24 protein-coding genes are annotated in these 22,078 nt (G+C 73.0%); 12 read left to right on the forward strand and 12 right to left on the reverse strand.

Going from position 1 to position 22,078, the window contains the following annotated elements:
- Positions 1–50 precede the first annotated feature (50 nt).
- A complete protein-coding gene (locus ACFC8N_RS20575) occupies positions 51–638 on the forward strand; it encodes a pyridoxamine 5'-phosphate oxidase family protein (protein WP_356022110.1) in 588 nt (195 codons plus the stop codon).
- 3 nt (positions 639–641) lie between these two features.
- Positions 642–1,358 carry a L,D-transpeptidase family protein gene (locus ACFC8N_RS20580; protein WP_356022112.1) on the forward strand — a complete coding sequence of 239 codons (717 nt, stop codon included), beginning with the start codon at positions 642–644 and terminating at the stop codon, positions 1,356–1,358.
- 13 nt (positions 1,359–1,371) lie between these two features.
- On the opposite strand, the gene ACFC8N_RS20585 is transcribed toward ACFC8N_RS20580, so the two are convergent.
- Together ACFC8N_RS20585 and ACFC8N_RS20590 are read right to left on the reverse strand one after the other, a co-directional pair.
- Positions 1,372–2,853 carry a sensor histidine kinase gene (locus ACFC8N_RS20585; protein ID WP_376288957.1) on the reverse strand — a complete coding sequence of 494 codons (1,482 nt, stop codon included), beginning with the start codon at positions 2,851–2,853 and terminating at the stop codon, positions 1,372–1,374.
- The gene (locus ACFC8N_RS20590) at positions 2,853–3,593 is read right to left on the reverse strand and encodes a response regulator transcription factor (protein WP_356022118.1); all 741 of its coding nucleotides are present in this window, start codon (positions 3,591–3,593) and stop codon (positions 2,853–2,855) included. The genes ACFC8N_RS20585 and ACFC8N_RS20590 overlap by 1 nt, the downstream gene beginning before the upstream one ends.
- Before the next feature lie 235 nt (positions 3,594–3,828).
- Here ACFC8N_RS20590 and ACFC8N_RS20595 point away from each other — a divergent pair, with 235 nt between their 5' ends.
- The 5 genes from ACFC8N_RS20595 (at position 3,829) to ACFC8N_RS20615 (ending at position 8,751) form a co-directional block, all read left to right on the forward strand.
- Positions 3,829–5,181: a ferric reductase-like transmembrane domain-containing protein gene (locus ACFC8N_RS20595; protein WP_376288958.1), complete on the forward strand. Its 1,353-nt coding sequence runs from the start codon at positions 3,829–3,831 to the stop codon at positions 5,179–5,181.
- 10 nt (positions 5,182–5,191) lie between these two features.
- Positions 5,192–5,671 (forward strand): FMN-binding protein, encoded by a 480-nt coding sequence (locus tag ACFC8N_RS20600; RefSeq protein WP_376288959.1) that lies wholly within the window; start codon positions 5,192–5,194, stop codon positions 5,669–5,671.
- Positions 5,672–5,751: 80 nt separating this feature from the next.
- Positions 5,752–7,134 carry a ferredoxin reductase family protein gene (locus tag ACFC8N_RS20605; RefSeq protein ID WP_356022125.1) on the forward strand — a complete coding sequence of 461 codons (1,383 nt, stop codon included), beginning with the start codon at positions 5,752–5,754 and terminating at the stop codon, positions 7,132–7,134.
- Between the two features lie 17 nt (positions 7,135–7,151).
- Positions 7,152–7,955: an FMN-binding protein gene (locus ACFC8N_RS20610; RefSeq protein WP_376288960.1), complete on the forward strand. Its 804-nt coding sequence runs from the start codon at positions 7,152–7,154 to the stop codon at positions 7,953–7,955.
- 4 nt (positions 7,956–7,959) lie between these two features.
- On the forward strand, positions 7,960–8,751 hold the full coding sequence (locus tag ACFC8N_RS20615; protein ID WP_356022681.1) for an FAD:protein FMN transferase: 792 nt from the start codon (positions 7,960–7,962) through the stop codon (positions 8,749–8,751).
- Between the two features lie 65 nt (positions 8,752–8,816).
- Here ACFC8N_RS20615 and ACFC8N_RS20620 read toward each other — a convergent pair whose 3' ends face one another.
- The 6 genes from ACFC8N_RS20620 to ACFC8N_RS20645 form a co-directional block, all read right to left on the reverse strand.
- The gene (locus ACFC8N_RS20620) at positions 8,817–9,362 is read right to left on the reverse strand and encodes an arginine repressor (protein ID WP_356022130.1); all 546 of its coding nucleotides are present in this window, start codon (positions 9,360–9,362) and stop codon (positions 8,817–8,819) included.
- Positions 9,363–9,369: 7 nt separating this feature from the next.
- Positions 9,370–10,575, reverse strand: coding sequence for an acetylornithine transaminase (locus ACFC8N_RS20625; protein ID WP_376288961.1), 1,206 nt, complete (start codon positions 10,573–10,575; stop codon positions 9,370–9,372).
- Entirely contained in the window at positions 10,572–11,474 is a 903-nt protein-coding gene (gene argB, locus ACFC8N_RS20630) for an acetylglutamate kinase (RefSeq protein ID WP_356022134.1), read from the reverse strand. The genes ACFC8N_RS20625 and argB overlap by 4 nt, the downstream gene beginning before the upstream one ends.
- A complete protein-coding gene (gene argJ, locus ACFC8N_RS20635) occupies positions 11,471–12,649 on the reverse strand; it encodes a bifunctional glutamate N-acetyltransferase/amino-acid acetyltransferase ArgJ (protein WP_356022136.1) in 1,179 nt (392 codons plus the stop codon). The genes argB and argJ overlap by 4 nt, the downstream gene beginning before the upstream one ends.
- An 88-nt stretch (positions 12,650–12,737) precedes the next feature.
- Positions 12,738–13,766, reverse strand: a complete 1,029-nt coding sequence (gene argC / locus ACFC8N_RS20640; RefSeq protein WP_356022139.1) for an N-acetyl-gamma-glutamyl-phosphate reductase — start codon at positions 13,764–13,766, stop codon at positions 12,738–12,740.
- A 66-nt stretch (positions 13,767–13,832) separates the two neighbouring features.
- A complete protein-coding gene (locus ACFC8N_RS20645; protein ID WP_356022142.1) occupies positions 13,833–14,426 on the reverse strand; it encodes an ABATE domain-containing protein in 594 nt (197 codons plus the stop codon).
- A 106-nt stretch (positions 14,427–14,532) separates the two neighbouring features.
- Here ACFC8N_RS20645 and ACFC8N_RS20650 point away from each other — a divergent pair, with 106 nt between their 5' ends.
- Together ACFC8N_RS20650 and ACFC8N_RS20655 are read left to right on the forward strand one after the other, a co-directional pair.
- Positions 14,533–15,762 (forward strand): cysteine desulfurase, encoded by a 1,230-nt coding sequence (locus ACFC8N_RS20650; RefSeq protein WP_376288962.1) that lies wholly within the window; start codon positions 14,533–14,535, stop codon positions 15,760–15,762.
- Positions 15,763–15,819: 57 nt separating this feature from the next.
- On the forward strand, positions 15,820–16,275 hold the full coding sequence (locus tag ACFC8N_RS20655; protein WP_376288963.1) for a DUF6314 family protein: 456 nt from the start codon (positions 15,820–15,822) through the stop codon (positions 16,273–16,275).
- Here ACFC8N_RS20655 and ACFC8N_RS20660 read toward each other — a convergent pair.
- The 3 genes from ACFC8N_RS20660 to ACFC8N_RS20670 all read right to left on the reverse strand — a co-directional run bounded on the left by ACFC8N_RS20660 (position 16,257) and on the right by ACFC8N_RS20670 (position 18,593).
- On the reverse strand, positions 16,257–16,850 hold the full coding sequence (locus tag ACFC8N_RS20660; RefSeq protein WP_356022149.1) for a histidine phosphatase family protein: 594 nt from the start codon (positions 16,848–16,850) through the stop codon (positions 16,257–16,259). The genes ACFC8N_RS20655 and ACFC8N_RS20660 overlap by 19 nt on opposite strands.
- An 88-nt stretch (positions 16,851–16,938) precedes the next feature.
- Complete coding sequence (locus ACFC8N_RS20665) at positions 16,939–17,103, reverse strand: hypothetical protein (protein WP_356022151.1); 165 nt, start codon at positions 17,101–17,103, stop codon at positions 16,939–16,941.
- The gene (locus tag ACFC8N_RS20670; RefSeq protein WP_356022153.1) at positions 17,100–18,593 is read right to left on the reverse strand and encodes a PLP-dependent aminotransferase family protein; all 1,494 of its coding nucleotides are present in this window, start codon (positions 18,591–18,593) and stop codon (positions 17,100–17,102) included. Before ACFC8N_RS20670 ends, ACFC8N_RS20665 begins: the two co-directional genes overlap by 4 nt.
- Between ACFC8N_RS20670 and ACFC8N_RS20675 the strand changes: the two genes are divergently transcribed.
- Together ACFC8N_RS20675 and ACFC8N_RS20680 are read left to right on the forward strand one after the other, a co-directional pair.
- Positions 18,592–19,503 carry a DMT family transporter gene (locus tag ACFC8N_RS20675; RefSeq protein WP_362819230.1) on the forward strand — a complete coding sequence of 304 codons (912 nt, stop codon included), beginning with the start codon at positions 18,592–18,594 and terminating at the stop codon, positions 19,501–19,503. The two genes, ACFC8N_RS20670 and ACFC8N_RS20675, sit on opposite strands and share 2 nt — an antisense overlap.
- Positions 19,504–19,521: 18 nt before the next feature.
- Positions 19,522–19,719 carry a DUF1918 domain-containing protein gene (locus ACFC8N_RS20680; RefSeq protein ID WP_356022158.1) on the forward strand — a complete coding sequence of 66 codons (198 nt, stop codon included), beginning with the start codon at positions 19,522–19,524 and terminating at the stop codon, positions 19,717–19,719.
- Position 19,720: 1 nt separating this feature from the next.
- Here ACFC8N_RS20680 and ACFC8N_RS20685 read toward each other — a convergent pair whose 3' ends face one another.
- The gene (locus ACFC8N_RS20685; protein ID WP_376288964.1) at positions 19,721–20,962 is read right to left on the reverse strand and encodes a glycoside hydrolase family 10 protein; all 1,242 of its coding nucleotides are present in this window, start codon (positions 20,960–20,962) and stop codon (positions 19,721–19,723) included.
- A 169-nt stretch (positions 20,963–21,131) separates the two neighbouring features.
- Between ACFC8N_RS20685 and ACFC8N_RS20690 the strand changes: the two genes are divergently transcribed.
- Positions 21,132–22,007 (forward strand): 3-hydroxybutyryl-CoA dehydrogenase, encoded by an 876-nt coding sequence (locus ACFC8N_RS20690; RefSeq protein ID WP_356022163.1) that lies wholly within the window; start codon positions 21,132–21,134, stop codon positions 22,005–22,007.
- Positions 22,008–22,078 lie beyond the last annotated feature (71 nt).

The following is a 22,078-nucleotide window of genomic DNA, read 5'->3' on the forward strand; positions in this document are numbered from 1 at the left end:
TCCCTCAATTCCTCTGGCGGGCGAAGGGGTTGCCTCGATAATCGTTGGACATGGGAAAGACGTATGAGCGCATCGACGGCAGGCTCCGCACGTTCATCGAGGAGCAGCCCCTGTTCTTCACCGCGACCGCCCCGCTCTCCGGCGACGGCACGGTCAACCTCTCCCCCAAGGGCCTCAAGGGCTCCTTCGTCGTACTCGACGAACTGACCGTGGCCTACCTGGACTTCGCCGGGTCCAACGCCGAGACGATCGCCCACCTGCGGGAGAACGGACGGATCACGCTGATGTGGTGCGCCTTCCAGGGGCCGCCGAACATCGTGCGCGTCCACGGCCGGGGCGAGCCGGTCTTCCGCGACGACCCGCGCTTCCACGAGCTGCTCGCGCACTTCCCGGGCATCGACCCGACCCCGCACGGACTGCGCGCCGTCATCGTCGTCCACGCCGAGCTGGTGCGGGACACCTGCGGCTACGCCGTCCCCTTCATGGCGTACGAGCAGGACCGCGATCTGCACGAGAAGCGCTTCGCACGCGAGGACGACGCGTCCCTCGGCGCGTACTTCGAGAAGAAGGAGCACGTGGCGACTAGCCTGGACGGCCTACCCGGACTGCCGTTGCCGCTCCCCCCGTCTACCGTCTGAGCCATGCGCCCCGGTGTCGTCCTCGCCCTCGTCTCCGCGTCCTCGCTCGCCCTGCTCGGCTCCGCCCCGGCCCCCGGCGCCGGGTCCGAGTCCGGTCCGCTGCCCGCGCTGATGGCGGACACGGGCGGCGGCACCCAGCTGATCACCGCTCAGGCTCCGCGCACCGACTCGACGTCGGGCACGCTCACGTGGTGGGACCTGCGGGACGGGCAGTGGGTGCAGGCGGGCTCGGCACCGGCACGGTTCGGCGCGAGCGGTCTGGCGGAGGGCGCCACCCGCAAGCAGGGCACGAACACGACGCCGACCGGACTGTACGACCTCCCCTTCGGCTTCGGCATCAAGGCGGCGCCGGCCGGGACGAGCGTCACGTACCGTGCGGTGAAGGACAGTTCGTGGTGGTGCCAGGACAACGACTCGTCGTCGTACAACCGGTGGGTCGACCCTCTGCCGGCCGACTGCCGGGCGTCCGAGTCCGAGCATCTGGTCGCGTACGCGGCCCAGTACGCGTACGGGCTCGTCATCGGGTTCAACTACGGCCGGCCCGTGCGGGGCCGTGGTGCCGGGATCTTCCTGCACGTCAACGGGCAGGGCGCCACGGCCGGGTGTGTGTCGGTACCGGAGGATGCGATGCAGCGGATTCTCCAGTGGGCCAGGCCCGAGAAGTCGCCGCACATCGCCGTGGGAACCGACGGCGGCGCCACGGCTGTGACCACGTACTGAGCCTCGCGCACCGTCAGGTCGGCAGAATCACCCTGAACGTCGTGCTCCCCGGTCGGCTCTCCAGCCCCACGCTGCCCCCGTGTGCCTCCGCCACCGCCGCCACGATCGACAGGCCCAGGCCCGCGCCGCCGCCGGAGGCACCGGGGCGGCGGCGGTGCTCCGCCCGGGTGAAGCGTTCGAAGACGCCCGGCCGGACGTCCTCGGGGACGCCGGGGCCGTCGTCGTGGACGGAGAGGACGGCCGCGTCCGGGTCGCGTTCCAGGGTGACCGTCACCTTCGTGCCAACGGGTGTGTGCAAACGTGCGTTGGCCAACAGGTTGGCCAACACCTGGTGGAGGCGGTGGGTGTCGCCCGGGACCGTGACGGGGTCCTCGGGGAGGTCCATGGACCAGCGGTGGTCGGGGCCGGCGGCGCGGGCGTCGGTGACGGCGTCCAGGACCAGGTGCGTCAGGTCCACCGGCTGCCGCTCCAGCGGTCGGCCCGCGTCCAGGCGGGCCAGCAGGAGCAGGTCGTCGACCATCTCGCCCATGCGGGAGGACTCGGCCTTGATCCGCTCCAGGGCCCGGGCGATCTCGGGCGGCACCGGGCCGGGGTGGAGGAGGGCCAGTTCGGCGTGGCCGCGGACCGAGGCGACCGGGGTGCGCAGCTCGTGGCTGGCGTCGGCGGCGAAGCGGCGCAGCCGCTCCTCGCTCGCGTGCCGCTTCGTCAGGGCGTCCTCGACGTGCCGCAGCATGCGGTTGAACGCCGCGGCGACCCGGCCGACCTCACTGCGCGGGTCGTGGTCGGGGGCGCGCGGCGGCAGCACCACCTCGCCGGTGGCCAGCGGCAGCTCGCTGACCCGGGTGGCGGTCGCGGCGACCCGGCTCAGCGGGCGCAGCGACCAGCGGACCCAGAGCGCCCCGGCCACCCCGGCGGCGGTCAGGGCCAGGCCGAAGACGACCACCGCGACCAGTTCGAGCCGTTGCACGGCGGCCCGTACCGGCTCCGTCGGCAGCCCCGTGATCAGCACGTCGCCGTCCCTGCCGCGCCACGCCATCATGCGGTAGTCGCGCAGGTGCGACAGGCACACGGTGTGGCCGGTGCCGTCCACCGGGATCCGGGCCAGGGCCGCACGGTCGCGCGTGGTCAGCGTGATGCCGAGATCCTGCCTGTCGCTGGCGGGGACGACGGCCGCGCTGGTGACCCGGCCGGCCAGCAGGCGGGCGCCGAAGGTCTCGGCGGCCTGGCGGCGGGTGTCGCCGTGCTCGTCGCCGTCGTGGTCCGAGGGTTTCGAGAGCGTGTAGGTGCCGTGCTCCAGGCTCTGTGGGAAGGCCGTGCCGGTCTGCTGGAGCTGCTGGTCGAGCCGGCGGGTGAGGAAGCCGTTCAGTTCGACGACGGCCGCCACGCCGACCGCGGCACAGCTGATCGCGAGCAGCACCACGAGCCCGGCGGTGAGCCGGGCGCGCAGGGTGCGGGGGCGGGGCAGGCGGCGCGGGAACCGTGGCGGCGAGGCCATCAGCGGGCCGCCGGCTTGAGGACGTAGCCCGCGCCGCGGACGGTGTGGATCATGGGCTCGCGGCCCGCGTCGACCTTCTTGCGCAGGTAGGAGATGTACAGCTCGACCACATGGGCGCGGCCGCCGAAGTCGTAGGACCAGACCCGGTCGAGGATCTGTGCCTTGCTGAGCACACGGCGCGGGTTGCGCATGAGGAAGCGGAGGAGTTCGAACTCGGTCGGCGACAGTTCGACCAGGTCGCCGGCCCGGGTCACCTCGCGGGCCTCCTCGTCCATCACCAAGTCGCCGACGACCAGGCGCGGCCCGTCCTCCAGCTGGCGGGCCATGCCCGCGCGGCGCAGCAGTCCGCGCAGCCGGGCGACGACCTCCTCCAGGCTGAAGGGCTTGGTGACGTAGTCGTCGCCGCCCGCGGTGATGCCGGCGATCCGGTCCTCCACCGCGTCCCGCGCCGTGAGGAAGAGCACACAGACGTCCGGCTTCACCTCGTGCAGCCCGCGCAGCACGGTGAAGCCGTCGGTGTCGGGGAGCATCACGTCGAGGACGACGGCGTCCGGCAGCAGCTCGCGCGCGGTGCTGAGGGCGCAGGCGCCGTCGCCGGCGGCGCGCACCTGCCAGCCCTCGTAGCGCAGGGCGCCGGTGAGCACCTCCGCGAGGTCGGGGTCGTCGTCGACGACGAGGACGCGCAGCGGGGTGCCGTCGGGGCGGGTGAGGGCCGGGCGGCCGGAACGGGTCGTGTTCATCGCACCTCCCAGCATCACCCCCGCCGGCGGGTGCGGTGTACCGCCCCACCTCTGAGTTTTCTGTGAGTACGCTCACCGCCGTCCTGCCGCCGCCCGCCCCGCTCCGCTGAACGCCGGATGAGAAACCCCTCTGAGTCCGCTGTCGAAAGCCCTGGTCAGGGGGGTGGCTCAGAGGTGGCTCAGAGATTCGGCGGGCACAGTGGCCGGGCATGACGGACGAAAGGGCGTTGAACCCATGACCACGGTCGATACACGACGGACGGCCCCGCCCGTGCCCGTGGCCGGCCGGCGCTCCCCCGCGGGGCCCGTGCTGGCCCTGCTGTGGGCCGGTGCGGCGGGCGCGGCGGCGCTCTGGTGGACCGGCACCGGTTCCGTGATCGGCTCGGCCGGCTGGCTGACCGGCGCCGGGCGGCTCGCCGGACTGCTGTGCGGGTACGCCTGCGCGGTGCTGGTCGGTCTGATGGCGCGGGTGCCGCTGCTGGAGAGCCGGGTCGGCTCGGACCGGGTCGCCCGCTGGCACGCGATGGCGGGCCGCTACACGGTCTGTCTGCTCACCGTGCACATCGGGCTGATCCTCGCCGGGTACGCCGCCCAGGACCACGCCTCGCTGTGGCACGAGACGGTCTCCGTCGTCCTGGACTACCCGGACATGCTCAAGGCCACCGCCGGCACGGTGATCCTCTTCGCGGTCGGCGTCACCTCGGCCCGGGCCGTGCGCCGCCGGACGAGCCACGAGTTCTGGTACTACGTCCACCTCCTCACCTACGCGGCGGTGTTCCTGGTCTTCTTCCACCAGGTGTCGCTGGGCAACGAGTTCAACGGCAAGCCGGTGGCGAGCGCGCTCTGGTACGCGCTGTACCTGGGCGTCGCGGCCCTGGTGCTGTGGTTCCGGATCCTCGCCCCGGTCCGGCTCAACCGGCGTCACCAGCTGCGCGTGGACTCGGTTCACAAGGAGTCACCGGGTGTGTACTCGGTTGTCGTGCGCGGGCGGCATCTCGACGAACTCGGCGCGCGGCCGGGGCAGTTCTTCCGCTGGCGTTTCCTCGGCGAGGGCCTGGGCTGGACGTCGACGCCGTACTCCCTGTCGGCGCCGGCGCGCCCGGACCGGCTGCGCATCACCGTCAAGGCGCTCGGCGACCACAGTGCGGGCGTCGCCCTGCTGCGGCCCGGCACCCGGGTGTGGGCCGAGGGTCCCTACGGCTCCATGACCGCCGACCGGGCCACCAGCCACCGCTCGCTGCTCATCGCGGCCGGGGTCGGTGTCACCCCGCTGCGGGCACTGTTCGAGACGCTGCCCGGCGAGGTCACGCTGCTGTACCGGGCGCGCGGCTCCGAGGACCTGGCGCTGGGCGGCGAGCTGGAGGCGATCGCCCGCTGGCGCGGTGCGCGGGTGCTGTACGCGCTGAACGGTGCGGGCGGCGAGCGGCCGGACATCTCGGCCGAGGCGCTGCGCGCGACGTTCCCCGGGATCGCCGGCCACGACGTCTACCTCTGCGGCCCGCACCGCTTCATGCAGGACGTGTACGAGGCGCTGCGGGCGGCCGGGGTGCCGGACCGCCGAATCCACCACGAGTCGTTCGAGCTGTGAGGACCCTGACGTGCACGCCTTGAAGAAGAACCGTCCGCTGCGCCGGATCGTGCTGGCCGGTGCCGCGACGGTCTCCGGGATGGTGCTCCTGCTGTCGCTGAAGCCGCACACGAGTCCCACGCCGGTCATCGCCGACGCCAAGTCGCCCGCGGTGTCGAGCAGTTCGGCCCCCTCCGCGTCGTCGAGCGGCGCCGGCTCGGGCAAGAGCACCGGTACCAGGACCGTGACCGGCGAGACCGTGCAGACCCGCTGGGGTCCGGTCCAGGTGCGGGTCACGATCAGGAGCGGAAGGATCACGGACGTGACGGCCGTGCAGTACCCGCAGGACAATCCGCGCGACCAGGAGATCAACAGCTACGCGCTCCCCCAGCTGCGACGTGAGGCGCTGGCCGCGCAGAGCGCGCAGATCGACATGGTGTCGGGCGCCTCGTACACCAGCACCGGCTACCAGCAGTCCCTCCAGTCCGCGCTGGACTCGGCGGGCCGCTGAACACACGGATGAACACGCGGCGCATGCGGCACGTATCTGAGGGCCAAGGGCCGACTCCCCCGAGTCCCCACGGAGGAACCGTGACCACCACCCTCGCCGGCGGCCGTGCCGCCCGCCGCCAGACGATGCGCCGCATCCGCCCGCGCCGCTCTCCGGCCGTCCCGCTGCTGCTCGCGGTGTGGGCCGGCGCGGCGGCGGTGCTGTGGCTGTGGTGGCGGAACACACCGTCCGTCGCCGACGACACCGGCCGCATCCTGAACGCGGGCCGGATCACCGGCCTGCTCGCCGGCTATCTGATGGCGCTGGTCGTGCTCCAGATGGCGCGCGTGCCGGCGCTGGAGCGGCGGGTCGGCTCGGACCGGGTGGCCCGCTGGCACGCGATGAGCGGCCGCTACACGCTCTGCCTGATCGTCGCGCACGTGTTCCTCACGATGTGGGGGTACGCGCGCCAGGCGGGCAAGACGCTGAGCGACATCGTCCAGCAGACGATCGACTCGGTCAACCAGCTGCCCGACGTCGGCAAGGCGGCCATCGGCACCGGCCTGTTCGTGCTCATCGGGCTGACGTCGATCGGCCCGGTGCGCCGCCGGATGCCGTACGACACCTGGTACCACGTCCATCTGCTGACGTACGCGGCGGTGTTCCTGACGTTCTGGCACCAGCTGACCACCGGCAACGACTTCGCGGTCCAGCCGATGGCGAAGACCTTCTGGTACGGCCTGTACGGCACGGTCACCGCCCTGGTGCTCTGGTACCGCGTGCTCACCCCGATCCGGCTGAACCTGAAGCACCGGATGCGGGTCGAGGCGGTCGTCGAGGAGACGCCGGGCATCGTGTCGGTGCTGATCGGCGGGCGCAAGCTGCACCGGATGGGCGCGGAGGCGGGCCAGTTCTTCCGCTGGCGCTTCCTGGCGCCCGGCATGCGCTTCAGCTCGCACCCGTACTCCCTGTCGGCGGCGCCCCGCCCGGACATGCTGCGGATCACCGTGAAGGCGATCGGCGACCACAGCGAGCGGCTGCGCGAACTGACGCCCGGTACGCGGGTGTGGGCCGAGGGGCCGTACGGGGCGCTGACCGCGCAGCGCCGCAGCCGGGGCAAGGTGCTGCTGGTCGCGGGCGGGGTCGGGATCACGCCGATGCGGGCGCTGTTCGAGACGCTGCCGGGCGCGGCCGGGGACATCACCCTGCTGTACCGGGCCAACACGACCCAGGATCTGGCCCTGTGGGACGAGCTGGCGGCGATCGCCGACGAGCGGGGCGCCCGGCTGATGTACGCGGTGAACAGCCCGGAGGGCGAGCGCCCGGACATCTCCGCGGAGAACCTGGAGCGGAAGATCCCGGACATCGACCGGCACGATGTCTTCATGTGCGGCCCGCCCGGGTTCGCGCAGTCGGTGTACGAGGCACTGCGCGGCGCGGGGGTTCCCGCCCGCCGCATCCATCACGAGTCCTTCGAGATGTGAGCGGGAGCTACGAAGACATGAGGAAGAACCACCCGGTCCGACGGGTCGTCCTGGCCACCGCCGCGACGGTGTCCGGTGTCGTGCTGCTGCTGTCGCTGAAGCCGGCGTCGGATCCGACGGCGGCCGCGGCGCCGCAGCAGACCGCCGGGGCGCAGCAGTCGCCCCAGGGCGGCACCCGGCCGGCCGGTGCGGCCACCGGCACGGTGACGGGTGACGCGACACCGACGCAGTACGGCACCGTGCAGGTACGGCTGACCGTCGCGGGCGGGAAGATCGCCAGGGCGGAGGCGGTGCAGGCGCCCAAGGGCGGGCTCAGCGACCAGAAGACCGCGATGGCCGTCCCGAAGCTCAACCAGGAGGCCGTGGCGGCGCAGAGCGCGCGGATCGACGCGGTGTCCGGGGCGACGTACACGAGCAACGGCTACAAGAAGTCGCTCCAGTCGGCGCTGGACAGGATGAAGTCCGCCGCGCCGCCCACGCACTCGGCATCGTCTCCCGCCGCATCCGGGTCCGGGTCCGGCGCCGGTGCCGGTGCCGCGCAGGCCCGTACGGTCACCGTCACCGGGAAGGTCGCACAGACCCCGTACGGTCCGGTGCAGGTGCGGATCACGGTGAGCGGCGGAAAGATCGCGCAGGCGTCGGCGGTGCAGGCGCCCAAGGGCGGGCTCAGCGACCAGAAGACCGCGATGGCGGTCCCGAAGCTGAACCAGGAGGCGGTCACTGCCGGGACCGCGCACATCGACGCGGTGTCGGGCGCGACCTACACCAGCACCGGCTACCGGCAGTCCCTCCAGTCGGCGCTGGACCAGGCCGGTGGCTGAGGCGATGACCGGGCCGGCCGAGGCTCCCGCCGCGGTGCGTCACGCGGAGGAGGTCATGGGGACCGTCTTCTCCATCGACGTCCGCGGCGGGGAACCCGACGCGGTGCGGGCCGCGCTCGCCGAGGCGGTCGCGGGCCTGCACCGGGTCGACGCGCTGTTCTCCACCTACCGCGAGGACAGCGAGGTCTCCCGGCTGGCCCGGGGCGAGCTGACCGTCGCGGACTGCGCCCCGGAGATGGCCGAGGTGCTGGACCTCGCGGCCGAGGCGGAGCGGGTGAGCGGCGGCTGGTTCAGCCCGCGCTACCAGGGCTCGCTGGACCCCACTGGCATCGTGAAGGGCTGGTCCGCCGAGCGGGCGGCGCGGCTGCTGGCGCAGGTGGAGGGGGTGTGCGGGGTCAGCGTGAACGGCGGCGGTGACGTGCAGCTGCTCGGCGCTCCGGAGCGGGAGCGCCCGTGGCGGGTCGGGGTGGCCGATCCGCTCCGGCCGGGCGGGCTCGCGGCGGTGGTCTCGACGACGGGGGTGGACGAACTGTCCGTCGCGACGTCGGGGACGGCCGAGCGGGGTGCCCACATCGTGGACCCGCGGACGGGGCGACCGGCGGTGACGGACCTGGTGGCGGTGACGGTCGTGGGTCCCCGGCTGACCTGGGTGGACTGCTGGGCCACGGCGGCGTTCGCGATGGGCTCGCGGGCCGGTCTGGCGTGGCTGGAGTCCCTGCCGGACGTCGAGGCCCTGCTGATCACGGCGGGCGACGAGGTGCGGTGCACCGGGGGCCTGGCGGCGAGGCTCGGCTGACGGCGACGGCTGCTCCCGCCTGTTCGCTGCACCGGCCGTGCTCGCCCCGCCCGCCGCTCCCCGGCTCAGTGCCCGTTCTGTGCCAGTTGCAGCATGTGGTCCGCCAGTGCCTGACCGCCGGTCGGGTGCCGGCTGATCAGCATCAGGGTGTCGTCACCGGCGATGGTGCCGAGGATGTCGTGCAGTTCGGCCTGGTCGATGGCCGAGGCGAGGAACTGGGCGGCGCCCGGCGGGGTGCGCAGGACCACGAGGTTGGCGGAGGCCTCCGCGGAGATCAGCAGCTCCTGGGACAGGCGCCGCATCCGCTCCTCCTTGGCGGACTCGCCCAGCGGCGCGCGCGGCGTGCGGAATCCGCCCTCGCTCGGCACCGCGTAGATCAGGTCGCCGTCGGTGTTGCGGATCTTCACCGCGTTCAGCTCGTCGAGGTCCCGGGAGAGCGTCGCCTGGGTGACGCTCAGCCCGTCGTCGGCGAGCAGCTTGGCCAGCTGGCTCTGCGACCGCACCGGCTGCCGGTTGAGGATGTCCACGATCCGGCGGTGCCGTGCGGTGCGGGTCTGCGGTACGGCGGGCCCGGCACCCGCCGCCTGCTCGTGGTCCTGCGCCTCGCTCATCGTCGTCTCATTCTCCGGATCGTCCGTCCCCGTCCATCGGGTCCGCTGCGTCGAGGATGCCGGGCAGCGCCTGGAGCAGCGCACCCACCTCGTCGTCGCGGAGGTTCAGCGGCGGCATGAGCCGCACGACGTCCGGGGCGGGCGCGTTCACCAGGAACCCGGCCTCCTGGGCCGCCTGCTGCACCTGCGGTGCGCGCGGCCCGGTGAGCACGATACCCAGCAGCAGGCCGGCACCCCGAACATAATCGATCAGCGGGTGGCCCAGCGCCTCGATTCCCTCGCACAGCGCGGCGCTCTGCCGCTTCACGTTCTCCAGCAGGCCCTCGCCCGCGATGGTGTCGAGGACGGCCAGTCCGGCGGCGCAGGCGACCGGGTTGCCGCCGAAGGTCGTGCCGTGCTGGCCTGGCCGGAGCAGTTCGGCGGCCCGGCCGAAGGCCACCGTGGCGCCGAGCGGGAGTCCGCCGCCGAGCTGCTTGGCCAGGGTGACGACGTCGGGGAGCACGCCCTCGTGGGCCTGGTATTCGAACCAGGTGCCGGTGCGGCCGATGCCGGTCTGCACCTCGTCGAGGACCAGCAGGGCGCCGGTGGCGGCGGTGATCGCACGGGCCGCCTTGAGGTAGCCGGCCGGGGGTACGACGACGCCGTTCTCGCCCTGGATCGGCTCGATGACGACGAGTGCCGTCTCCTCGGTGACCGCCGCGGCCAGGGCCTGCGCGTCGCCGTACGGCACGTGGGTGACGTCGCCGGGCAGCGGCCGGAACGGGTCCTGCTTGGCGGGCTGTCCGGTGAGCGCGAGGGCGCCCATCGTACGGCCGTGGAAGCCGCCCTCGGTGGCGACGACATGGGTCCGCCCGGTGAGCCGGCCGATCTTGAAGGCGGCCTCGTTGGCCTCGGCGCCGGAGTTGCAGAAGAAGACCCGGCCCTCGCGGCCGAAGAGCTGGAGCAGCCGCTCGGCCAGCGCGACGGTGGGCTCGGCCATGAAGAAGTTGGAGATGTGGCCGAGGGAGGCGATCTGCCGGCTCACGGCCTCGACGATCGCCGGATGGGCGTGGCCGAGGGCGTTGGTGGCGATGCCGCCGACGAAGTCGAGGTACTCGCGGCCCTCGGCGTCCCACACCTTCAGGCCCGCGCCGCGCACCAGGGGCAGCCGGGGCGTGCCGTAGTTGTTCATGAGCGTGCCCTGCCAGCGCGCGGTCAGCTCCTGGTTGCTCATGACTCCCCCTGTTCGTCCGGCACGACCATGGTGCCGATGCCTTCGTCGGTGAAGATCTCCAGCAGGATCGAGTGCTGGACCCGGCCGTCGATGACGCGGGCGGTCCGCACGCCGCCTCGCACGGCGTGCAGGCAGCCCTCCATCTTCGGCACCATGCCGGAGCTCAACTCCGGCAGCAGCTTCTCCAGTTGGGAAGCGGTGAGGCGGCTGATCACCTCGTCGGAGTTCGGCCAGTCCTCGTAGAGTCCCTCGACGTCGGTGAGGACCATGAGGGTTTCGGCGCCCAGAGCGGCAGCGAGTGCCGCAGCCGCCGTATCGGCATTGACGTTGTAGACATGTCCGTCGTCCTGGCTGCGGGCGATGGAGGAGACGACCGGGATACGGCCGTCCGCCAGCAGGGCGTCGATCGCGCCCGTGTCGATGTCGGTGATCTCGCCGACCCGGCCGATGTCGACCGGCTCGCCGTCGATCTCGGGGGTGTGCCGGGTCGCGGTGATGGTGTGGGCGTCCTCGCCGGTCAGGCCGACGGCGAGCGGGCCGTGCTGGTTGAGCAGGCCGACCAGCTCGCGCTGCACCTGGCCCGCGAGCACCATCCGTACGACGTCCATGGCGTCCTCGGTGGTGACGCGCAGGCCCGCCTTGAACTCGCTGACGATGCCGTGCCGGTCGAGGGCGGCGCTGATCTGCGGGCCGCCGCCGTGCACGACGACGGGCTTGAGGCCGGCGTGGTGGAGGAAGACGACGTCCTGGGCGAACGCGGCCTTCAGCTCCTCGTCGACCATGGCGTTGCCGCCGAACTTGATCACGACGGTCTTGCCGTTGTGCCGGGTGAGCCAGGGCAGGGCCTCGATGAGGATCTGGGCCTTGGGGAGCGCGGTGTGTTTACGCGTCGTGGTCATGAGGAGTAGGCGCTGTTCTCGTGGACGTAGTCGGCGGTCAGGTCGTTGGTCCAGATGGTCGCGGCCTCGCTGCCCGCGGCGAGGTCGGCGGTGATGCGCACCTCGCGGTAGCGCATGTCGACCAGGTCGCGGTCCTCGCCGACGGAGCCGTTCTTGCACACCCAGACGCCGTTGATGGCGACGTTCAGCCGGTCCGGCTCGAAGGCGGCGGCGGTGGTGCCGATCGCGGAGAGGACGCGGCCCCAGTTGGGGTCCTCGCCGTGGATGGCGCACTTGAGGAGGTTGTTGCGGGCGATGGAACGGCCCACCTCGACGGCGTCCGCCTCGCTGGCCGCGTTGATCACCTCGACCTTGATGTCCTTGCTGGCGCCCTCGGCGTCGCCGATGAGCTGGCGGCCCAGGTCGTCACAGACGGTCCGTACGGCCTCGGCGAACTCCTCGTACTCCGGGGTGACTTCGGAGGCACCGGAGGCGAGCAGCAGCACGGTGTCGTTGGTGGACATGCAGCCGTCGGAGTCGACGCGGTCGAAGGTGACCCTGGTGGCCGCGCGCAGGGCGCGGTCCAGGGTCGCGCTGTCGAGGTCGGCGTCGGTGGTGAGGACGACGAGCATGGTGGCGAGGCCGGGCGCGAGCATGCCGGCGCCCTTGGCCATGCCGCCGACGGTCCAGCCGTCCTTGGTGACCACGGAGGTCTTGTGGACGGTGTCGGTGGTCTTGATGGCGATGGCGGCCTTCTCGCCGCCGTGCGGGCTGAGCCGGGCCACGGCCTTGTCGACGCCGGGCAGCAGCTTGTCCATCGGCAGCAGGACGCCGATCAGGCCGGTGGAGCAGACGGCGACCTGCCCCGGGGCGTGGCCGCCGGTCCGGTCGTGACCCGCCGCGTTGAGGGACTCGGCGACCTTCTCGGCGGTGGCGTGGGTGTCCTGGAAGCCCTTGGGGCCGGTACAGGCGTTGGCGCCGCCGGAGTTGAGGACGACCGCGGTCAGCTCGCCGGCCTTGAGGACCTGCTCGGACCACAGCACCGGCGCGGCCTTCACGCGGTTGGAGGTGAAGACACCGGCGGCGGCGCGGCGCGGTCCGTCGTTGACCACGAGGGCCAGGTCGGGGTTGCCGTTCTCCTTGATCCCGGCGGCGATGCCGGCCGCCGTGAATCCCTTCGCTGCCGTCACGCTCACTGTGTCTCCTCGTTCGCTTCTCCGCCCGTGCAGCGCAGCGGTGCGGCTTTCGTCGTCGTCTGCCGCCCGGCGGCTGCACGTGCGTCGCTCACGGCGCAACTCCGATCGTCGTAAGCCCGGTGGTCTCGTCGAGACCCAGGGCGATGTTCATGCTCTGGACGGCACCGCCGGCGGTGCCCTTGGTGAGGTTGTCGATGGCGCTGATCGCGATGATGCGGCCCATGGCCTCGTCGTACGCGACCTGCACCTGAACGGCGTTGGAACCGTAGACGGACGCCGTCGCGGGCCACTGGCCCTCGGGGAGCAGGTGGACGAACGTCTCGTCGGCGTAGGCCTTCTCGTACGCGGCCCGCAGGGACTCCTCCGTGACACCGGGCTTCGCCGCGGCGTTGCAGGTGGCGAGGATGCCGCGGGGCATCGGGGCGAGGGTCGGCGTGAAGGACACCGCGACCCGCTCCCCGGCCACTCCGCTGAGGTTCTGGATCATCTCGGGGGTGTGCCGGTGGCCGCCGCCGACGCCGTACGGCGTCATGGAGCCCATGACCTCGCTGCCCAGCAGGTGCGGCTTGGGGGTCTTGCCCGCGCCGGAGGTGCCCGACGCGGCGACGATCACCGCCTCGGGCTCGGCGAGTCCGGCCGCGTACGCCGGGAACAGGGCGAGGGAGACGGCGGTGGGGTAGCAACCGGGCACCGCGATGCGCTTGGACCCCTCCAGCGCGGCGCGGGCACCCGGCAGTTCGGGCAGGCCGTAGGGCCAGGTGCCGGCGTGCGCGGAGCCGTAGAACCGCTCCCAGTCGGCCGGGTCCTTCAGCCGGAAGTCGGCGCCCATGTCGACCACGAGGACGTCGGGGCCGAGCTGCTCGGCGACCGCGGCGGACTGCCCGTGCGGCAGTGCCAGGAAGACGACGTCGTGTCCGGCGAGCGCCTCGGCCGTGGTCTCGGTCAGGACCCGGTCGGCCAGCGGCAGCAGGTGGGGCTGGAGCGCGCCGAGCCGCTGGCCGGCGTTGGAGTTCCCGGTCAGGGCACCGATCTCGACCCCGGGGTGCGCGAGGAGCAGTCGCAGGACCTCTCCGCCCGCGTATCCGCTCGCTCCGGCCACCGCCGCACGTACCGCCATGTCCATCCTCCTCTTGATGGCATGACTATACGTAGCGTTGCAGTTTTATGCAACGCAACCGTTCGGTCATGTCACCTGCCCCTTCCGGGCCGCGTAGGCCCGGGCCGCGCGGACGCGGTTGCCGCACTTGGTGGTGCACCAGCGGCGGGCGCCGTGGGAGCGCAGGAACCAGCGGGCGCAGCCCTGGGCGGCGCACTCGGTGAGCTGGCCCGCGTCGGCGCCGGTGAGCAGGTCGGCGGCGTCCTCGGCGAGGAGCGAGAGGGCGGCGGCGGCCGGGTTGCCGGTGTCCGGGACGTCGGCGCGGCGGGGGCCCTCGGCGGTCCAGGCGAGCCTGGGGGTGGCGGGGGCGGCCGCGAGGGCGGCGTTCAGGGCGTCGAGGGCGTCGGCGGCCGGAGGCGCCGCGGCGGCGCGGGCCTCGAACAGGGCGCGCAGCGCCTCACGGAGGATGCGCAGCCGGCCGGACTGCCTGCCGTTCAGCTCCACCCGGTCGGGCAGCAGCGCGTGCCGGACGAGCCACAGATGGGCGGCTCCGGCGTCGTCGAGCAGGTCGACGCGCCCGTGGCTGACGGTGAACCGGGTGTTGACGAGCGCCAGCGAGACGTACCGGTCCTCGCCCGGGACCGGGAGCTGGTGCAGATAGACGGGGGCCTCGTGATCCACGGCCCCATGCTAGTCGGTCCTCATGGCAATCCTTGCGGTTCTCCATGAGACGGGTTTAGCGTGCCTCACGGAGAATCCAATCAGAAACCGTGAGAGGTGAATCGTCGTGGCCTTCGACGTGGACGCGCTGCGCAAGGACTTCCCGATCCTGGAGCGGACCCTGGACGGCGGTGTCCCGCTCGTCTACCTGGACTCCGGGGCCACCACCCAGAAGCCCCTCCACGTCCTCGACGCCGAACGGGACTTCTCCCTGACCCGCAACGCGGCCGTGCACCGCGGCGCGCACCAGCTGGCGGGCGAGGCGACGGAGGCCTACGAGCAGGCCAGGGCGACCGTCGCCCGGTTCGTCGGGGCCGCCGCCGACGAGGTGGTCTTCACCCGGAACACCACCGAGGGCATCAACCTCGTCGCGTACGCGCTGGGCAACGCCGGCCGGCTCGGCCCGGGCGACCGGATCGTGGTGACCGAGATGGAGCACCACGCGAACCTGGTCCCCTGGCAGCAGCTCGCCGCGCGGACCGGGGCGCGGCTCGACTGGTTCGGGCTGACCGACGAGGGCCGGCTCGATCTGTCCCGGGCCGACGAGCTGCTCGACGAGCACACCAAGGTGCTCGCCCTCACCCACCAGTCCAACGTCCTCGGCACGCTCAACCCGGTGCGCGAACTGGCCGACCGCGCCCACGCGTTCGGCACCCTGGTGGTCGTCGACGGCGCCCAGTCGGTGCCGCACCGCCCGGTCGACGTCACGGAACTGGGCGCGGACTTCCTCGCCTTCTCCGGCCACAAGATGCTCGGCCCGAGCGGGGTCGGCGTGCTGTGGGGCCGGGCGGAGCTGCTCGCGGACCTGCCGCCGTTCCTCACCGGGGGCTCGATGATCGAGGTCGTGGAGATGGACCGCAGCACCTTCCTGCCACCGCCCCAGCGCTTCGAGGCGGGCGTGCCGATGACCGCCCAGGCGGTGGGCCTCGCGGCGGCGGTGGAGTACCTGGAGCGCCTCGGCATGGCGGAGGTGGCGGCGCACGAGGAGGTGCTCACCGCCCGCGCGCTGGCCCTGCTCGCCGAGATCCCGGGCGTGCGGGTCGTCGGCCCCGCCGAGGTCACCGACCGGGGCTCGGCCGTCTCCTTCACGGTCGACGGCATCCACCCGCACGACGTCGGCCAGGTGCTGGACGACCGGGGCGTGGCCGTCCGCGTCGGCCACCACTGCGCCCGCCCGATCGTGCGGCGCTACGGCATCCCGGCGACGACGCGGGCGAGCTTCTACGTCTACAACACCCCGGCCGAGGTGGACGCGCTGGCGGAGGGCGTCCGGGCAGCCCAGAAGTACTTCGGGTGATCGGGAGCGGGGCCCGCCCGCAGGGGAACGGCTGACGGTGAGCCGTAAGCTCGACGCATGGATGTGCAGCAGCGGTACTGGCCGGTCGCCGATGTGCTGACCCATCTGGCCGGGCGCTGGCGCGTCGAGCGGACGGTGCGGGATCTGGCGAGCGGGGACGAGGGGAACTTCTCCGGGGTGACCGTCTTCAGCGCACTGGACGGCGGCGGTGGGCTGCTGCACGCGGAGTCCGGTGACTTCACCTGGCAGGGCACGACCCGGCCCGCGACCCGGACGCTGCGCTTCCTGCCGGGGGCCCGGCCGGGCACGGCGGACGTGCGCTTCGCCGACGGGCGCCCCTTCCACGAACTCGACCTCACGACCGGGCGGTTCATCGCCGGCCACCCGTGCGCGGCCGACCTCTACCGGGGCGAGTTCACCGTGCGGGACGCCGACCACTGGCGCACGGTGTGGCGGGTCGGCGGGCCCGCGAAGGATCTGGTGCTCACCACCGACTACGCGCGCGAGGGCTGAGCGGCGACACCGTCGAAGCGGAGGTTCCAGCGGCCCGCGCGGCCGGTGACGGTGGTCGTGGACAGCGGGCGCACATCGATGTTCCAGTAGCTCGCGGGCGGCGCCTTCAGGGCGTAGACCAGGGCCGCGCGGACGACACCGGGTTCGGCGACGGCGACGATCCGGCCGCCCTCCGCGGCCGGCCGGGTGTCGAGCCAGCCCCCGACGCGGGAGACGAAGGCCAGCAGGGACTCCCCGCCGTGCGGGGTGGCACGCGGATCGGCGAGCCAGGCGTCCACCGCCGCCGGCTCGCGGGCCATCGCCTCGCCCAGGGTCAGCCCGCGCCATCGGCCCATGTCGCAGTCCCGCAGCGCCGGCTGGACCAGCGGCGTGTACCCGAGCGCGTCGCCCGTGGCCCGGCTGCGCAGGGTCGGCGAGCAGTAGCGCAGCTCGGCGCCGGCCAGCGGCAGCAGTTCCCCGGCGGCGCGCTGCACCTCGTCCCAGCCGGACCGGTCCAGCGGCCGGTCGTCGTCGAACCGCTCCGCGAGCAGCGGGGCACTGCGCGCGGCGGCGACGAACGTCACCCTCAGTGGCATGCGGTGATGGTGGGCCGCGAAGGAGGGCAGGTCAAGGGGTGTTACCTGCGGGTTGCGGCGGATATGCGGACGCTCACCCGAAAGTTCTTCACGTGAAGAGGTGGACCATCCACGGCTCGGGCCGCTCCAGAGGCTGGAGGACGCGGCGCAGCCCGAACGGCTCCAGGTGGTCCCGGATGCGGCCGACGCCCTTGCCCCGCACCGACGCTCCCGAGAACTCACAACCGTCGGGGAGTTCGGGTGTGTCGCTCATCGGCCGAGCATCGCAGAGGTGTCCGTGGCACCTGGCGGCGATCTGGTGACCCTGGCCCGGAGCACCTCGTCACACGCCGCTCGCAGCCGCCGTACGCCCTCTGTGATCTCTCCGGTGCCGGCGACCGCCGCGAAGCTCAGGCGGAGGTGGGCGGCCGGGGGTTCGGCGCTGAAGTAGGGGCGGCCGGGGGTGAGGGCGACGCCCGCGCGCAGGGCGGCCGCGGTGAGAGCGGACTCGTCGGTACCGTCGGGCAGGCGCAGCCAGAGGTGGTAGCCGCCGGACGGGATGTGCGGCAGGGCGAGTTCGGGCAGCCGCAGGGCCAGCGCGGCGGTCATCGCGTCGCGGCGCTCCTTCAACTCGGCGGAGATCGACCGCAGATGGCGGGGCCAGGCCGGGGAGCCGACCAGTTCCAGGGCCGCCTCCTGGAGCGGCCGGGGCACGAAGAAGCTGTCCACGACCTGGATGGCGCGCAGCCGCTCCAGCACGGGTCCGCGCGCCGCCAGGGCGCTGACCCGGAAGCTGGGCGAGGTCGCCTTGGTCAGCGAGCCGACGTGCACGACGACACCGTCCGGGTCGTCGGCGGCCAGCGGGCGGGGCAGGGGGCCCGCGTCGGCGTGCACGAGGCGCCGGACGAAGTCGTCCTCGACGACGAACGCGCCCGCCTCACGGGCGATGCGCAGCACCTCGGCGCGGCGCTCGGGGGCGAGCACGGCGCCGGTCGGGTTCTGGAACAGGGGCTGGCAGACGAACACCCGGGCGCCGCTGGCCCGGAAGGCGTCCGCGAGCAGTTCGGGCCGTACGCCGTCGGGGTCGACCGGCACCGGGACCGGGCGCAGTCCGGCCGCGCGGGCGAGGGCCAGCATGCCGGGGTAGGTCGGTGACTCCACGAGGACGGGGGCGCCGGGCGGGGCGAGCGCGCGCAGGGCGGTGGCCAGCGCGGACTGGCCGCCGGCCGCGATCAGCACCTCGGCCGCGGTGACCGCCCCGCCGATGCCGCGCGCGAACCACTCCCGCAGCTCCGGCAGCCCCTCCAGCGGCGGCCGCCCCCAGGCACCCGGCCGGCGCCCGGCCCGGGCCAGGGCCGCCGCCATGGCGCGCTCCGGCTGGAGCGAGGGGTGCAGATAGCCGCCGTTGAACTCCAGCACGCCGGGCGGCGGGGCGGCCAGCGAGACCGTGACCCCGGAGGCGTCCACCGTGCGCGGTACGAGGTCGGCGGCGCCGTCGGCGCTCAGCGCGACCTCCTGCCAGGAGGTGTCCCCGGCCGGGGTCCCGGCCGCGCGGGGCCGGGCGCGGAAGGCGCCGGCGCCGGGCCGGGTGACCACCAGCCCCTCGGCGGCGAGCTGGGCGAGGGCCCGCGAGACGGTCACCGGGCTCACCCGGAACCGCTCGACCAGGTCCCGGCTTGACGGGAGCTTTCCACCTGGAGAGTAGCGGTCGAGGTCCCTTCGGAGCTCTTCTGCCAGTTCACTCACGCTGCTACGCTGGTGCATGAAGACACAGAGTAGCGCTACTGTCCCGACCTCGATAGCGGTGACCGGCCCGCAGGAGCGGGGTGGCGTCGGCACCGCCCTGGCCTTCCTCGGCGTCGCCTCCTTCTCCCTCACCTTCCCGGCCACCGCCTGGGGTCTGGAGGGGTTCGGCCCCTGGTCGCTGGTGGCCGCGCGCTGCGTCCTCGCGGCGGTCGTCGCGGGCGGCTGTCTCCTGGCTCTGCGCGTGCCCCTGCCGGAGCGGCGGCATCTGCCCGGGCTCGCCGTCGTCGCGGCCGGTGTCGTACTGGGCTTCCCGATGCTGACCACGCTCGCCCTGCGGACCTCCACCACCGCGCACGCCGCCGTCGTGGTGGGGCTGCTGCCGCTGACCACGGCCGTGTTCTCGGCGCTGCGCACGGGCAGCCGCCCCTCGCGCCGCTTCTGGCTCGCCGCGCTCGCGGGCGCCGCGGCCGTGGTCGCCTTCACCCTCGCCCAGAGCGGCGGCGCGCTCACGGTCGCCGACGGCTATCTCTTCGGGGCCCTGCTGGTGTGCGCGGCGGGATACACCGAGGGCGGGCGGCTGGCCCGGGTGATGCCGGGCTGGCAGGTCATCGGGTGGGCGCTGGTGCTGTGCGCGCCGCTGACCGTCCCGGCCGCCGCGCTGGCGCTGGCGTACGAGCCCCTGCACCTCACCTGGCACGGGATCGCCGGCCTGCTGTGGGTGGCGCTGGGCTCGCAGTTCCTCGGCCTGGTCGTCTGGTACCGGGGCATGGCGGTCATCGGCGTCCCGCGGGCCAGCCAGTTGCAGTTGGCCCAGCCGCTGCTCACACTGGTGTGGTCGGCGCTGCTGCTGGGCGAGCACTTCACGGCCGCCGCTCCCCTGACCGCTGTCGCCGTGCTCGTGTGCATCGCCGTCACCCAGCGGTCGTGAGCGTGAGGAGGGCCCGACATGCGTGCTTCCAAGGGCGACAAGCTGGTCCAGCACGGCAGAGTGGTCGGCCAGCACGACCAGGAGTCCGAAGTCGTCGAAGTGATGGGCGAGAAGGGCGAACCGCCCTATCGCGTCCGGTTCCCGGACGGACACGAGGCGATCATGTCGCCGGGACCGGACTGCCAGGTCAAGCACAAGAACGCGCGCCAGAAGTGACTCACCGCGGTGGTGTCGCCGATCGCCCGTAGTGATCGGCGACCACGCGCGCCATCGCGCCGATCGGGTCGTCCGCCACGTCCTTGGCGGCGAAGAACACATGCCCGCGCACCTGCGGGTGGCGCGCGGCGAGCGTGAGGTGCCGGGACAGCTCGGCGGGATCCTGCCAGGCCGGGGGCTGCCCGGCGGCGCCCGCCTTGTAGAGGGCCTCGCCGATGTGGAGCCGGGTCCCGGAGCCCTCGGCGACGGCCGCCCACCAGTCGACCAGCTTCGCGTAGTCGGCGGCGGCGAAGCCGATGTTCCAGTAGATCTGCGGGACGACATAGTCGATCCAGTGCTCGCGCACCCATCTGCGGGTGTCCGCGTACAGGTCGTCGTACGTCTGCGTGCCCGCCTGGGTGTCCGAGCCGCGGGGATCGGTCGAGGCGTTGCGCCACACCCCGAAGGGGCTGATGCCGAAGCGGGTGCCGGGCCGGAGCCGTCTGATGCCGGCGGCCGTCTCCCGCACCAGCCGGTTGATGTTGTCCCGCCGCCACTCGGCCCGGCTGCCGAAGCCGCCGCCGTAGCGGTCGTAGGCGGCGTCGTCGTCGAAGGGCTGCCCGGCGACCGGATACGGGTAGAAGTAGTCGTCGAAGTGGACGGCGTCGACCGGGTACTTCGCGACCGCGTCGAGCATCGCCCGCCGGACGAAGGCGCGGACCTCGGGCAGACCGGGGTTGTAGTAGAGCTTGCCGCCGTAGGCCACCACCCAGTCGGGGTGGCTGCGGGCCGGGTGCGAGGGGGCGAGCCGGTCGAGGTCGGTGTCGAGCGCGATCCGGTACGGGTTGCACCAGGCGTGCAGCTCCAGACCCCGGGCGTGGGCCTCACGCACCGCCGTGCCCAGCGGGTCCCAGCCGGGATCCTGCCCCTGGGTGCCGGTGAGATACGCGGACCAGGGCTCGTACGACGACGGCCACAGGGCGTCGGCGGTGGGCCGTACCTGGAACATCACGGTGTTGAGCCGGTCCCGGGCCGCCTCGTCGAGATACGCGATCAGCTCCCTGCGCTGGTCGGCGGCCGGCAGACCGGGCCGCGAGGGCCAGTCCCGGTTGTCGACGGTGGCGAGCCACACGCCGCGCATCTCGGCGCTGCCCCGCGCCCGGCGCCCGGCCCCCTCGGCGCGCGGCAGGGCCACCGCGCCGGGCGCCGCGGCCAGGGCCGACAGCGTCGCCAGGGCGAAGGCCCGGCGTGACACGTGCCCCATCCGCACACCCCCGTACGCTCCGGATCCGTACCGTCACGGACCGTCCCGCGCTCCAGGATGCTCCTACCCGCGCGATCGATCATCGATACTTGGCGGTAACGTGCACGATCGGAGCAGGCACCGAAACCCGGGGGTCCTGCGAGTGCCGTAGATCAGCGAAGGGGTCGATGTGACGGGCATCCCAGCGGGAGACATCGCACGCGTCGGAGTCGTGGGCTGCGGCCAGATGGGCGCGGGCATCGCCGAGGTGTGCGCCCGCGCCGGACTGGACGTGAAGGTCGCCGAGACGACGGGCGAGGCCCTGGAGATCGGCCGCACCCGGCTGTACAACTCCCTGGCCAAGGCGGCCGAGCGCGGCAAGATCAGCGAGCAGGAGCGGGACGACACCCAGGCGCGCCTGAGCTTCACCACGGACCTCGGCGAGTTCGCCGACCGCGACCTGGTGATCGAGGCCGTGGTGGAGAGCGAGCAGGTGAAGACGGAGATCTTCCAGGTGCTCGACCAGGTGGTGACCCGCCCGGACGCGATCCTGGCCTCCAACACCTCCTCGATCCCGCTGGTGAAGCTGGCGGTCGCCACCTCCCGCCCGGACCACGTGGTCGGCATCCACTTCTTCAACCCGGCCCCGGTGCAGAAGCTGGTCGAGCTGATCCCGGCGCTGACCACCTCGGAGGGCACGCTCAGCCGCGCCCAGCTCTTCGCCGAGAAGGTGCTCGGCAAGCACGCCATCCGGGCCCAGGACCGCTCCGGCTTCGTGGTCAACGCACTGCTCGTGCCCTATCTGCTCTCCGCGATCCGGATGTTCGAGTCGGGCATCGCGAGCCGCGAGGACATCGACAACGGCATGGAGATGGGCTGCGCCCACCCGATGGGCCCGCTGCGGCTGTCCGACCTGATCGGCCTGGACACCATCGTCTCGATCGCGAACAGCATGTACGCCGAGTACAAGGAGCCGCTGTACGCCGCTCCCCCGCTGCTCCAGCGCATGGTCGAGGCGGGCCGGCTGGGCCGGAAGACCGGCTCGGGCTTCTACACCTACGGCTGATTACTGCCTGCGACGCGCATGGGCCCGGCACCGGGATGGGTGCCGGGCCCACGCGTTTCACACTCCGTGTG

It is taken from the genome of Streptomyces sp. NPDC055966 (assembly GCF_042269865.1).
In the GTDB taxonomy this organism is placed as follows: domain Bacteria; phylum Actinomycetota; class Actinomycetes; order Streptomycetales; family Streptomycetaceae; genus Streptomyces.